The organism is Micromonospora sp. NPDC049201, from assembly GCF_055586805.1.
In genome coordinates this window covers 18,118-32,265 of the sequence record NZ_JBVJHM010000001.1, presented here as the reverse complement: position 1 = coordinate 32,265, position 14,148 = coordinate 18,118, and the positions used below count along the sequence as shown (strand labels likewise).

At 73.8% G+C, this 14,148-nt stretch carries 6 protein-coding genes; 2 read left to right on the top strand and 4 right to left on the bottom strand.

The genetic code is table 11. The annotated features are described in order from the left end of the window. The first annotated feature begins 15 nt into the window (after positions 1 to 15). A complete protein-coding gene (locus ACZ6O5_RS00095) occupies positions 16 to 1,065 on the top strand; it encodes a ketoacyl-ACP synthase III family protein (RefSeq protein WP_465973575.1) in 1,050 nt (349 codons plus the stop codon). Between the two features lie 10 nt (positions 1,066 to 1,075). Further along, entirely contained in the window at positions 1,076 to 6,223 is a 5,148-nt protein-coding gene (locus tag ACZ6O5_RS00090) for a type I polyketide synthase (protein WP_465973573.1), read from the top strand. 67 nt (positions 6,224 to 6,290) lie between these two features. Here ACZ6O5_RS00090 and ACZ6O5_RS00085 read toward each other — a convergent pair whose 3' ends face one another. The 4 genes from ACZ6O5_RS00085 to ACZ6O5_RS00070 are packed head-to-tail and all read right to left on the bottom strand — an operon-like array spanning position 6,291 to position 14,128. Then, the gene (locus ACZ6O5_RS00085; RefSeq protein WP_465973571.1) at positions 6,291 to 7,634 is read right to left on the bottom strand and encodes an NAD(P)/FAD-dependent oxidoreductase; all 1,344 of its coding nucleotides are present in this window, start codon (positions 7,632 to 7,634) and stop codon (positions 6,291 to 6,293) included. Then, entirely contained in the window at positions 7,631 to 7,909 is a 279-nt protein-coding gene (locus tag ACZ6O5_RS00080) for an acyl carrier protein (protein ID WP_431930531.1), read from the bottom strand. Before ACZ6O5_RS00080 ends, ACZ6O5_RS00085 begins: the two co-directional genes overlap by 4 nt. 32 nt (positions 7,910 to 7,941) lie before the next feature. Further along, on the bottom strand, positions 7,942 to 12,879 hold the full coding sequence (locus ACZ6O5_RS00075) for an amino acid adenylation domain-containing protein (protein WP_465973569.1): 4,938 nt from the start codon (positions 12,877 to 12,879) through the stop codon (positions 7,942 to 7,944). Positions 12,880 to 12,904: 25 nt separating this feature from the next. Continuing rightward, entirely contained in the window at positions 12,905 to 14,128 is a 1,224-nt protein-coding gene (locus ACZ6O5_RS00070; RefSeq protein WP_465973567.1) for a cytochrome P450, read from the bottom strand. Between the last annotated feature and the right edge of the window lie 20 nt (positions 14,129 to 14,148).

The following is a 14,148-nucleotide window of genomic DNA, read 5'->3' as shown; positions in this document are numbered from 1 at the left end:
AGGAGCGCGGCGGTCGTGCGAACGCCGGACATCTTCATCAAGGGGCTCGGGACCTACGTACCCCCGACCGTACCCATCGAGCAGGCGGTCGCCGACGGGCGGTACCCGGCCGAGGAGGTCGGCCTGCACCAGCTCGCCGGTGCCGCCGTGGCCGGGGACGTGCCCGCGCCCGAGATGGCGCTGCACGCCGCCCGCGAGGCGCTCGGGCGCGGCGGGCACTCCCCCACCGACGTCAGCCTTCTGCTCTACGCCGACTCCTGGTACCAGGGGCCGGACGGCTGGCAGCCGCAGTACCACCTACAGCGGCACCTGCTCGGCGGCGACCTGCTCGCGATGGAGGTACGGCAGGGCTGCAACGGCATGTTCGGCGCCCTGCAACTCGGCGCCGGATTCCTCGGCGACGGCGCCGCCCGGGGCCGGGCGGCGCTGCTCGTGGCGGCGGACAACTTCGGCACCCCGCTGATCGACAGGTGGCGGATGGGGCCCGGGTACGTCGCGGGTGACGCGGCGAGCGCGGTCCTGCTCAGCACCGAGCCCTCGTTCGCCCGGCTGCTCTCGGTCTGCTGCGCCGCCGTGCCCGACGCCGAGAAGATGCACCGCGGCAACGAGCCGCTCTTCCCGCCGGGCCCGACCGTCGGGCGGTCCCTCGACTTCGCCGCCCGCAACGCCGACTTCAAGCGGGAGGTGCTGGCCGACGGCACCGGCACCGCGGCCCTGGTCGGCATCCACCGCCAGACGCTCGCCGTGGTCGACCAGACGCTCGACGAGGCGGGCATCGACATCGGCGACGTGACGCGGGTGGCGTACATGAACTACTCCCGGGAGATCGTCGAACAGCGCTGCATGGCCGTCCTCGGCCTGGCGATGTCCCGCTCCACCTGGGACCACGGCCGCACCCTCGGCCACCTGGGCGCCAGCGACCAGATCGTGGCCCTGGACCACCTCCTCGCCACCGGCGCCCTCGAGCCCGGGGATCACCTGCTCATGCTCGGCGTCGGGCCGGGCGTGACGGTGTCCAGCGCCGTGGTGCGGATCGAACAACCTGCTCCCTGGCTCGAACAGTGAGGAGACACTGATGGGGACATCCGACATCGCGCCGATCGCCGTCATCGGCGCCGGCTGCCGGTTCGCTGGCGACGTCCACAGCGCCGACGACTTCTGGCGGTTGCTGGTCGACGGCCGGGACGGCATCGGCGACCCGCCCACCGAACGCTGGGCGGTGTACCAGGACGTCGGCCCGGACCACGCCACCGCCGCCCGCCAGGCCGCCGTTCCGGGCGGCTTTCTGCGTGACATCGACGTCTTCGACGCGGCGTTCTTCGGGCTGTCGCCGCGCGAGGCCGAGCTCATGGACCCGCAGCAGCGGCTGCTGCTGGAGGTGACCTGGGAGGCGCTGGAACACGCCGGCATCCCGCCGCACGACCTGGCCGGCGGAGACACCGGCGTCTTCGTCGGCGTGGGCTCCGACGACTACGGCCGCCGGATGCTGGAGGACCTGCCGTCAATCGAGGCGTGGACGGGCATCGGCAGCGCCATGTGCGCGGCGGCGAACCGCATCTCGTACGCGCTCGACCTGCACGGGCCCAGCGTCGCCGTGGACACCGCGTGCTCGGCCTCGCTGGTCGCCACCCACCTGGCCACCCAGGCGCTGCGCGACGACGAATGCCGGGTCGCCCTCGTCGGCGGCGTCAACCTGATCGTCTCCCCCGGCCTGACGCTCACGTTGCAGGCCGCCGGCGCGACCGCGCCGGACGGGCGTTGCAAGCCGTTCGACGCCGAGGCCAACGGGTACGGACGGGGTGAGGGCGGGGGCGTCCTGGTCCTCAAGCGGCTCGACGACGCGGAACGCGACGGCGACCGGATCCTCGCGGTGATCCGGGGCAGCGCGGTCCACCAGGACGGCCGCACCGGCGGAATCATGGCGCCCAACGGCGACGCCCAGCGCAGGCTGCTGGCCGAGGCGTGCCGCCGCGCCGGAGTGGACCCCGCGTCGGTCGACTACGTCGAGGCCCACGGCACCGGCACCCGGCTGGGCGACCCGCTGGAGGCGGGCGCGATGAGCGCCGTCTACGGCAGCGGCCGGCCGGCCGGGCAGCCCTGCCTGATCGGCTCGGTCAAACCCAACATCGGCCACCTGGAGGCCGGCGCGGGCATCGCCAGCCTGATCAAGGCGACGTTGGCGCTGCACCACGGGACGCTGCCGCCGAGCCTCAACTTCCACGAGCCCAATCCCCTGATCGACTGGAGCGGCTCCGGGCTGCGCGTGGTCACCGAGCCCACGCCGTGGCCGGACCATGACGGGCCGCGCAGGTGCGGCGTCTCCGGCTTCGGATACGGGGGCACGATCGGGCACGTCGTGCTGGAGCAGGCGCCGGTCGACGCCGCGGCGCGGACGGACGCCCCGGCCCCGGGTGCCCCGGACGCGACCGGGCCGCGGCTGTATCCGCTGTCGGCCGGTTCGCCACAGGCGCTGGCGCAGCGCGCGGAGGCGCTCGCCGACCAGCTCACCCAGGACGAGACGCTCCCGCTCGACGCGGTCGGCCGGACCCTTGCCGTACGCCGCTCGCACCTGGGACACCGGGCGGCGGTCGTCGCCACCGGCCGCGACGAACTCGTCGAACGGCTGCGGCTGGTCGCCGAGGGCCAGCAGGACCGGGATGCCGTCCTCGGCTCGCCCGGCGACGATTCGGGACGCGGCCTGGTCATGGTCTTCTCGGGCCACGGCGCGCAGTGGGCCGGGATGGGCCGCGACCTGCTGGTCGGTGAGACCGCCTTCGCCGAGGTCATCGACCGGCTGGAGCCGATCTTCCAGGCGGAGATCGGCTTCTCGCCGCGGCAGGTCCTGGTCGACGGCGACCTGGAGAGCGTGGACAGGATCCAGACGATGATCTTCGCGGTCCAGGTCGGCCTGGCCGCGGTCTGGCGTTCCTACGGGGTACGCCCGGACGCCGTCATCGGCCACTCGGTCGGTGAGCTGGCGGCCGCCGTCACCAGCGGTGCGCTCAGCCTCGACGACGGCGCGCGGCTGAGCTGCCGGCGCTCCAAGCTGCTGCGCCGCATCGCCGGTCAGGGCGCGATGGCCATGGTCGCCCTGCCGTTCGCCGATGTCGAGGAACGCCTGCGCGGACGCGACGACGTGGCCGCCGGCATCGCGGCGTCACCGTTCTCCACCGTCGTGTCCGGTGCGCCGGAAGCCGTCGAGGAGCTGATCGAGCGGTGGGGCGCCGATGACGTCACCGTCCGGCGGGTCGCCTCGGACGTCGCGTTCCACAGCCCGCAGACCGATCCGTTGCTCGCCGATCTCGCCGCCGCCGCGGACGACCTGGACACCGGCAAGCCCCGGCTGCCCATGTACAGCACGGCGCTGACCGACAGCCGCGGCGCCGGGACGCTGGACGGCGCGTACTGGGCCACCAACCTGCGTCAGCCCGTACGCCTGACCGACGCGGTCCGGGCCGCCGTCGAGGACGGCTACCGGGCCTTCCTGGAGGTCTCGGCGCACCCGGTGGTGGCCCACTCGATCCGCGAGACGCTCGGCGAGACCGACGCCCCGGACGCGTTCGTCGGCACCACCCTGCGGCGCAACCAGCCCGAGCAGGCCACCCTGCTGGCCGCGGCCGGCCTGGCGCACTGCCACGGCATCGCGCTCGACTGGGATCGCCTCCAACCGACAGGGGGCCACGCCGACCTGCCCGGCATCCCGTGGCAGCACCGGCCCCACTGGCACGAGACCGCCGTCTCCGGCCCGGGCGGCCGGCGCCCGCACGACCCGGCGTCGCACACGCTGCTGGGCGCCGCGTCCACGGTGGCCGGTCCGTCCGAGATCGAGGTCTGGCGTACCGACCTCGACCGGGAGAGCCGGCCCTATCCCGGCAGCCACACCATCGGCGGTGTCGAGATCGCGCCGGCGGCCGTCTACCTGACCACGTTCCTCGGCGCGGGCGGCGCGGACCACACCGTGCTGACCGAGGTGTCCCTGCGGCTGCCTCTGGTGGCTCAGGAACGCCGCGAGGTCCAGGTGGTCCGGGACGGATCCGGCCTGCGGCTGGTGTCCCGGTCGCCGGGCGAGGACGGCGTCTGGCTCGTGCACGCGACGGCGACCGCCAGTCTCGACGACGGGGCCGTGGCCGCGGCGCTGCCCCGGACGCGCTGGCGGGCGGCAGCGCCGGGCGGCGTGCGGGAGTACCTGGCCGGGGTCGGCGTGCCGACGATGGCCTTCGACTGGGATGTCGAGGAGCTGCTACGCGGCGACGACGCGCTGCGGGCCCGGGTCACCGTCGGCGACACGAGTTCGTGGGCCGGGGTGCTCGACGCGGCGTTCTCCGTCGCGCCGACCGCACTGCCCGGCGAGCCCGTGCTGCGCATGGTGGCCGGCGTCGACCGGGTCCGGGTGACGGGCACGCCGCCGGCCGTCGCCGACATCCACGTGGTGCGCGATCCGTCCGCGCCGAACCGCCTCGACGTGCGCGTCAAGGGCGCGGGCACGGACGGTCGCGCCGAGATCACCGGGCTCGCCTACGCCGCCGTCGACGACGACACGCTGGCCACCGCCGCGCCCGGGGAGCTGGTCCACGAGCTGCGCTGGCGCGAGCTCACGGCGGACGAGGACACCGGCCCCGTTCCCGCCCTGGTGCTGGTCGGCGACCCGGATCGCACCGGCGCACTGGCCGGCGCGCTGCGCGCGGCAGGCGTCACGGTCGACGTCGCCGACTCGGCGCCGGAGGACGCCGTGCTGCCGGGCGGCGAGTCGGCGGACGTGGTCCTGGTGGCCGGTCCCGTCCCGGGCGCCGGCGCCGATCTGCCGAACGAGGCGGCCCGCGCCACGTGGGACCTGCTCGGCACCGCCCAGCGGCTGCTGGCGCGGGACCGGCGCGTCCGGTGCCTCACCACCGGGGTGCTGGAGAGCGAGTCGCCGGCCGCGCTGGCCCAGTCGCCGGCGTGGGGGCTCGGCCGGGTGCTCGCCGGCGAGTACGGGGAGCAGTGGGCCGGCATCGTCGACCTGCCCGCCGGCGACCCCGCCGCGGAGATCACCACGCTGCTCGCCGTGCTGCGCGGAAGGCGGCGCGAGGACGTCGTGACCGTACGCGACGGTGTCGCGCGGGCCGCCCGCCTGGTGCGCACGGACCGCGAGCCGGCGGGCGGGCCGCTCGCCTGCCGTGCCGACGGCACCTACCTGGTCACCGGCGGCCTCGGTGTGCTCGGCCTGGACGTCGCCCGGTGGCTGGCCGAGCGGGGCGCACGGCGCATCGTGCTGGCGGGACGAACCGGGTTGCCCGCCCGGGCCGACTGGGACACGACGAAGGACACCGAGACGGCGCGGCGGATTCGCGGCGTCCGCGAACTGGAAGGGTCTGGTGTCACCGTCAAGGTGATCGGCCTGGACGTCGCCGACGCCGCCGCGGTGGCGCGGGCCCTCGCCCCCGACGCGCTCGGCATGCCTCCGATCTGCGGCGTCGTGCACGCCGCGGGCGTCCTCGACAACCGCATGGCGCACGCGGTCGACGAGCCGTCGCTGCGCACCGTGCTGCACCCCAAGGTGGACGGCGCCTGGGCGCTGCACCTGACGTTCCCGCCGGGCAGTCTCGACTTCTTCGTGCTGTTCTCGTCGTGCGGCCAGCTACTCGGCCTGCCGGGCCAGGCGTCGTACGGGGCCGCCAACGCGTTCCTGGACGCGCTCGCCACCCACCGCGGCGACGTGATCAGCTTCGGCTGGACGTCGTGGCGTGGCCAGGGCATGGCCGTCAACGAGACCGTCGACCAGGAGTTGCGGTCCCGCGGCACCACGCCCGTCTCTCCCGCCGAGGCGTTCGCCGCGTGGGACTACGCGCAGCAGCGCGGCCCGGGCCACTACCCGGTCCTGCGGATGCTGCCGGGCGCGGAGGTGACCGAGCCGATCGCGCTGCTGAGCGAGGTGGCCGTCGCCGAGGCGGCCGGACCGGCCGCGGAGGAGGACCTCGGTCTCGCCGGTCTCGACGCCGGTGAGCTGCGCGAGCGTCTCCTGGGCGAGGTGAGCAGCGACATCGCCGCCGAGATGCGGATGCCGGTGGACTCGCTCGACCCCCGGCGCTCACTCGTGGAACAGGGGCTCGACTCGGTGATGACCATCGTCATCCGGCGTCGCCTGGAGAAGCGGTTCGGTCAGCCGCTGCCGACCGCCCTGCTCTGGCAGAAGCCGAGCATCTCGGGGATCGCCGATCACCTGGCGACGCGACTCGCCGCCTGATCCGCGCGGCCTACGCACCGAAAAGGGCCGGGTCGGGAACGAATCCCGGCCCGGCCCTCTCCGTGGGTCAGAAGCTCGGCGCCGCGGTCGGCGCCTTCAGCGTGCCGAGGTACTTGTGCCACAGGTGGTCGGGGTTGCCCTCCACCGTGGCCAGCACCTCGCGCATGGCGGCCAGCGCCTTGGGCTCCTCGCCGTCGTAGACATCGCCCTGCAGCATCTTCAGCACGTCGAGGCGGTAGCGCGGGTCCTGGACGAACGCGGTGAAGAGCACGTTCAGCCGGTAGTAGATGGAGATGAACTCGTACCAGTACTTCACGGCGCGGCGCAGCTTGTTCTCGTACGTGGCGAAACGCTCCTTGCCGAAGTCACCCGCCTGGTGCGCGGCGATGATGTCCTGCGCCGCGATGCGGGCGCTGTTCAGCGCCACGCTGACGCCGCTGGAGAAGATCGGGTCGACGAACCGGGCGGCGTCGCCGACCAGCACGTAACGGTCGCCGCAGATCTGCTTCATGGAGTAGCTGTAGTCGCCCTCGGTCTTGAACGGCCGGACCTGCTGCGCGTTCTTGAGCGCGTCGTGCAGGTCGGGCCGGCTGGCCACCATGTCCCAGAAGAAGCCGTCCTGGTCGCCGCCGAACTCGCGGAAGCGACTCTTCTGGCTGACCACGCCGACGCTGGTGACCTTGTCGGTGATCGGGATCTGCCAGACCCAGCTGTCCTTGACCTGGAGGAAGTGCACGAAGATGTGGTCCGCCTGCGCCTCGGTGGGCGCGAGGGCCCGGCGGTCCAGCCCTTCGAACCAGCTGTGTACGGCGTACTGGTCGAAGACCGGATCCGCGACCTTCGTGCGTAGCTGCCGGCCGAGCATCGTCTGCCGGCCCGACGCGTCGACCACCATCCGGGCGGTGTACGTCAACCGGCGCGGGCCGGCGCTGCACTCGACCGAGACCAGCTCCGGGTCGTCGAAGTTCACCCGGTGTACCCGGATGCCGTTGAAGACGGTCGCGCCGCTCTCCTGCGCGTGCTTGAGCAGAATGGCGTCGAACCGCCCCCGGTCGACGTGGAACGTGTAGTCGCGGTCCACGCCCGGCTGGTTGCGCTCGACGAACTGGACGTCGGCGGTCCAGCCGTGGCTGAGCCCGTCGTGTCCGAGCAACGGGATGTATCCCGAGAGCCCCGACGTCCACGAGGCGCCGTACTTCTTCGGGAAGTCCGCCTCGTCGATCCGGCCGATCGCGCCGATCTCGACGAGCACCGGCGTGGTGGCGGGGACGAGCGACTCACCGACGTGCTCGCGCGGGAAGACGGCGCCCTCGATGACGGCGACCGAGATGCCGGCCTGAGCCAGGTAGGAGGCCATCGTGGAGCCCGCGGGCCCGCCGCCGACGACCACGACGTCGTAGTCGGCGGTCACCGCCGGCCTCCCGTCGCCGGAACGGGGTCGGCCTCGTCGAGCAGCGCGGCGATCGAGCGTACGTCCGCGAAGTTCGCGGCGTCGATCTTCTCGAGCGGCACCAGCAGGCCGAGACGGTCCCGGATGAAGGTCATGAGTACCGCGATCCGCAGCGAGTCGAGCACCCCGGACGTCATCAGCGGAGTGGTCTCGGTGATCGGGCCGTCGTCCACGGCGTCGGGGAACTGCTCCCGCAGGAACGCGAGGATCGCCGGCTGATAGGTGTTCTCGGACATCAGAAGCCTTTCTTTGCTGGGGTACGGTCCGGTTACGCGTCGGAACTGCTGGCCACGACCTCCTCATCGGACATGCCGGCGATCTCCGCGGTGACGGCCTGCTCGACCGCCGCGGCGATCTCGGCGACCGTGTCCCCGTCGAAGATCGTGCGCATCGACAGGGGAACGTCGAACGCCGCCTGGATCGCGGCGATGACCCGGATCGCGAGGATCGAGTTGCCGCCCGCGGCGAAGAAGTGGGTGCCGGCGTCGACCGGCACGCCGAGGTGCTCGGCGAAGATCTCGGCGATGCGCTCCTGCACGACGCCGCTGACCGAGGCGCTCGGTGCCGCCTCGGCCGGCGCGGTCGCCGGCGGCAGCGCGCCGCGGTCCAGCTTGCCGTTGGCGGTCAGCGGCAGCCCGGCCAGCGGCACGAAGGCGGCGGGCACGAGGTAGGCCGGCAACCGCTCGGCGCAGAAGGCCGCGAGGTCCGCCGGAGCGGTCGTGGGATCGGTCGGGACGACGTACGCGACGAGCGCGGCGGCCTCGCCCGTGCCGTTCACCACGACGGCAGCGGTCCGTACCGCCGGGTGATCGCGCAGCACCGCGGCCACCTCGCCCGGTTCGATCCGGTACCCGCGCACCTTGACCTGCTCGTCCCGCCGGCCGAGGAACTCGATCGTGCCGCCGGGCAGCAACCGGACCAGGTCGCCGGTGCGGTAGATCCGCGAGCCGGGCGGCCCGGACGGGTCCGGCAGGAACCGCTCGGCGGTCGCCGCCGGTCGCCCGGCATAGCCGCGGGCCACACCGGTGCCGCCGACGTGCAGCTCACCGACCACCCCGATCGGCTGCGGCGCCAGCCGGTCGTCGAGCACGTGCAGGGTGACGCCGGGGAGCGGGCGGCCGATCGGCACGCGTTCACCGCGCACGGGCGCGGTCACCGGATGGATGCTGGCGCCGACGGTCGTCTCGGTCGGGCCGTACTCGTTGACCAGATTCTCCGGGCCCAGCGCGGCGGCCCACGCGTCGGCGAGCGGGGCCGGCAACTCCTCGCCGGCGACCACGATCGTCGCGGCCAGCGCCGACATCTGCCCGGCGTCGAGCTGGTGGCGGAGGATGTCGAGGTACCCAGGGGTCAGCTTGATGAAGGAGAACGCCCCCGCGGCCAGCAGCCGGCCGCCCAGCTCGGTCAGGTCGAGGTCCGGCGGCAGCAGCCGGACGGCCTGCCCGGCCAGCAGCGGCGCCCACAGGTTCGGCACCACCAGGTCGAAGGCGACCGAGAGGAACACCGGCGCGCCGCCCGTGCCGCGGGACGCGAGGTCCTGCACCGCCCAGTTGACGTGCCCGGCCAGGCCGGAGTGGGTGACCTGGACCCCCTTGGGCGAACCGGTCGACCCGGAGGTGTAGATGACGTAGGCGAGCGCCTCGACAGCCGTGTCCCGCTCCGGGCGCCGCGCGTCGGCGGCGTCGATCACGGCGGCGTCCCGGTCCACCGCGACCACGGCGACGTCGTGCACGCCGTCGCCGAGCCGGTCCAGGTGGGACTGCGCGGTGACCAGCAGCCGGGCGCCCGCGTCGGCGAGCACCAGCCCGGCCCGGGCCGCCGGCGTCTGCGGGTCGAGCGGCAGGTACGCCGCGCCGGCCTTCCAGATCCCCAGCAGCGCCACCGGCAGCGCCGGCCCGCGGTCGAGCAGGACACCCACTGTGGACTCCGGCCCGGCCCCCGCAGACCGCAGGTGGTGCGCGAACCGGTTGGCGGCCGCGTCCAGCTCCGCGTACGTCAGCTCATCCTGGTCGGTGACGACCGCGACGGCCCGGGGCGTGGCCGCCGCCTGCCGCTCGAAGCCGTCGAGCACCGTGGCGTCGCCGGTCCGCGCCGGGACCGACCGGTACCCGCTCAGCAGTTCCCGCTCGCCGGCCGGCAGGAAGTCCAGCTCCGACAGGCGACCGGCGGGGTGCGCGCAGATCGCGGACACCAGCTCGGTCAGGTGCCCGGCCATCCGCTCGATCGTTGCCCGCTCGAACAGCGACGTGGCGTACTCCAGCAGGCCGACCATCGCGCCGTCCGGCTGCGGCCGGACGTAGAGCGTGAGGTCGGTCTTGGCGACCCGGGAGGCGTGCACCAGCGTGTCCAGGTCCGCCTCGTCCTCGGGGGCGCCCGAGAGTTCGGCGCCGTGGAAGTCGAACGCCACCTGGTACAGCGGGGTCCGGGACGAGTCGCGCGGCGGCGCGAGATCGGCGACCAGTTCGTCGAAGGGCAGGCTCTGGTGCGAGAGCGCCTGCTTGCAGACGTCCCGCACCCGCTCCAGCGCCTCGGCGACCGTCATCGCGCCGTCGAGCCGGCAGCGCAGCACCACGCTGTTGAGGAAGAACCCGACCACGTTCTCGGTCTCCGGCCGGCTGCGGCCGGCGACCGGTGCGCCCACCACGACGTCCCACTGGCCGGTGTAGCGGGCCAGCAGCACGGCGAAGGCGGTCAGCATGGTCATGAACGCCGTGGCGTCGCTGTCGCGGCCCAGCTCGGTCATCGACCGGGCGAGCGGCTCAGGGATCGCGAACGGGACGACGGCGCCGGCGCTGTCGCGGACGGCCGGGCGGAGCCGGTCGGTGCGCAGCTCGGTGGCCGCGGCCCCGGCCAGGTCCGCGCGCCAGTGGTCCAGGTCCGCGCGGCGGGCCGGCGCGTCGGCGGCGGCGCGTTCCCAGGCGGCGAAGTCGGCGTACTGGATCGGCGGCTCGGGCAGGTCCGCGCCGCGGCCGGCCAGCAGCTCGTCGAACTCGCGGGTCAGGATCGCGGACGACCAGCCGTCGCTCGCGATGTGGTGCACGAGCAGCACGAGGGTCCGTGAGCCGTCCGGGACGGTCTGCGGGTCGGTGTGCAGCAGCGCCCGCACGAGGTGGCCACGTTCCAGGTCGAAGCCCGCACCGGTGGCATCGGCGAGAACGTCCCCGAGCTCCGCGCGGGGCACCGCGACGGTCCGCAGCGGGACCGGGCGCGGCTCCTGTACGTACTGCTTCGGCTCGCCGTCGACGACGGCGTACCGGGTGCGCAGCGACTCGTGCCGGGCGGCCAGCGCGTCGAGCGCCTGCCGCACCGCCGACTCGGGTACACCGGGCGGGACCGTCAGGAAGACGCCCGAGACCCACTCCCGGCTGCCCGGGTCGAGGCGGTCCAGCAGCCAGATCCGCTGCTGGCCGGCCGAGAGCGGCAGACCGCCCTCGCGCGGCGCCCGCTCGATCCGGTGGTGGTCGTGGCGGGCGGCCTCGACCAGCTCGGCGTGCCGGGTCACGGTCGCCGGCGACAGCAACGCGTCCAGCGCGATCGTGCGGCCGTACGCCGAGCGCAGGCGGTTGGCCAGTTGCACCAGTTGAAGTGAGGAGCCGCCCAGCCGGAAGAAGTCGTCGTCGCGCCCGACCCGGTCGACGCCCAGCACCTCGCGCCACAGGCCGGCGATCCGCGACTCCTCCGGCGACGCGGGCGCGTCGGAGGTCTCCTCGGACCCGGCGCCGGGTGGGGGCAGTGCCCTGCGGTCGACCTTGCCGCTCGACGTGCTCGGCAGGGCGTCCATCGGCACGATCGCGGCCGGCAGGTGGGTGGCGGGCAGCCGCGTCGCCAGGAAGCCCGCCAGCGTCGTCAGGTCGGCTCCGGGCGCGGCGACCGGGTAGGCCGCGAGCCGCATCGCGCCACTCGGCGCCCGATACGCCGAAACCGCCGCCGCCCGTACCGCTGGGTGGTCCAGCATCGCGGCCTCGACCTCGCCGGGTTCGATCCGCACGCCGTTGATCTTGAGCTGGTCGTCGAGGCGACCGGTGAACTCGAGAGCGCCGTCCGCGCGGCGGCGCACCCGGTCACCGGTGCGGTAGAGCCGGGCGCCGTCGCCGGCGGGGTCGGGCACGAAGCGCTCGGCGGTCAGCGCCGGGTCGTTGAGGTATCCGTGAGCCAGGCCGACGCCACCGAGGAGCAGCTCGCCCTCGTCGCCGTCCAGGACGGTGCGGATGCCCTCGATGGACCGGCCGATCGCCACCGGCCCGGACAGTTGCAGCGGGTCCACCTCCTGCGCCACGGCTTCGATCGAGCATTCCGTCGGGCCGTACGTGTTCCAGACGGTGACCGACCCGGTGTGGTCCTCGACCTCCGCCAGGAAGTCCTGCACCAGCTCGGCCGTCAGCTGCTCACCGCCGCTGGACAGCAGCCGCAGCCCGGTGCAGCGGTCCCAGCCCGTCTCGTGCACGAGCGCGCGCAGCAGGGACGGCACCACCTGCAGCACGGTGACGCCGTGCTCGGCGACCAGGCGCACGAGCGACGCCGGGTCGCGCTCCGCGCCGTCGGGCGCCACCACCACCGTGCCTCCGGCGCGCAGGGCCGCGAAGATCTCCCAGCCCGCCGCGTCGAAGGTGACAGGCGTCTTGAAGAGCACCCGGTCGGCGGCGCCGAACCCGTGGCAGCGGACCCGCCAGGCGAGCTGGTTGTCGAACCCGGCATGCGGGATCACGACGCCCTTCGGTCGGCCGGTGGATCCCGAGGTGAAGAGGACGTAGGCGGCCGAGTCCCGGTCGATCGGGCGGAGGGCGGGTTCGGCCGGGCGGTGCGCGGACGTGGCGAGGGCGTCGTCGAGCACGACGGCGCGGGCACCGGCGGCCGCCACGAGCGCCCGCGTGTCCGCCTCGGTCAGGGCGAGCCGGGTGCCGCTGCCGGCCAGCAGGTCGTGGAGGCGCTGCGCCGGATGGTCGGGCGCGAGCGGGAGATAGGCCCCGCCGGCCCGCCAGATCGCGAGCAGGGCGATCACCAGTTCCGCGCGGCGGCGCAGGAGCACACCGACCGGGTCACCGGGCCGCAGCCCCTGCTCCACCAGGAGTCCCGCCAGGCGGTCGGCGCTGCTGTCGAGTTCGGCGTAGGTGACCTCCCGGTCGCCGTCGGCCAACGCCACCGCGGCGGGTCGCGTCGCGGCGTGCCGGGCCACCAGCGCCGAGGTCGGTACGGCTTCGGTTGTCATGTCGATCTCCTCGCGTCGTCGCGGGTCAGCCGAGGGGGGTGAACGTGATCGGCAGCCGCTGCAGGAACCGGAAGTTGACGCTCTCCAGCCAGTCCGGCTCGGCGTCGACGGTGTGCAGGTCGCCGGCCCGGCGCAGCAGGGCAGCGATGCCGATCTCGATTTCGGTCACGGCCAGGGCGGCACCGAGGCAGTAGTGGATCCCGTGCCCGAAGGACAGCTGGTCGGCCGCGCGGCGGGCCACGTCGAGCCGGTCCGGGTCGGGGTAGTGCTCAGGATCTCGGTTGCCCGCGCCGAGGACGAGCGTGACCGTGTCGCCCCGCCTGATGTGCCGGCCGCCGATCTCCAGGTCGTCGAGCGCCACCCGGGAGGTGAACTGCACCGAGCCGTCGTAACGCAGGAACTCGTACGCGGCGCCGTTCGCCAGCTCGGGCCGTTCACGCAGCAGCGACTGCTGCTCCGGTTGCTGGATGAGGGCCAGCACCGCGTTGCCGATCACGTGCGTGGTGGTGGCCTGCCCGGCGTCGATGAGCAGCAGGAAGTTGGCGAAGACCTCGTCGTCGGTGTAGTCCGCCTCGTCGAGCTGTCCCGCGATCATCCGGCTGAACAGGTCGTCGGCGGTGCCGGCCCGGCGCGCCGCGGTCTGCCGGTCGAAGACGGCCCGCAGGTCGTTGATGCGCGGCACGGCCCCGCGCGACTGCGTGAAGAACTCGTGCAGCAGGCCGGGCCAGTCGCTCAGCAGGTGCAGCGCATCGTCCGGCACCCCGGCCAGCCTGCCGACGACGCGGCGGGTGAGCGGTTCCGAGAAGTCGCGGATGACGTCCATCCGCCCGCTGCCGACCACCTGGTCGAGCAGGTCGTCGGCGATCTCCTGGACGAGTGGCCGCAGCTCGCGGATGAAGCGCGGGGTCAGGCCCGGCTTGATGAGCCGCCGCAGCCGGGTGTGCCGAGGCGGCTCGTTGAACAACATCATGTCGGCGAGCGCCGTCTTGAGCGGCTTCATCTCGGTACGCGCGCTGGCCGGCAGCTGCTCGTAGAACGACTCGACGCGCGCGCCCGTGAGCCGCTCGTCCTTGGAGAGCTGAACGATCTCTGCGTAGCCGAGGACCAGCCAGGTCCGCATCCACTCGTCCCACACCACGACGCCGTCGGTCCGCATCGCGCGATACAGCGCGTACGGGTCGAGTTTCCATTGCGGGTCGTAGAGGGCCAGCAGGCTCGGCGGCCGCGTCCCGGCGGAGGTGTCAGTCACCTCTCCAAGCGTCCGGAGCG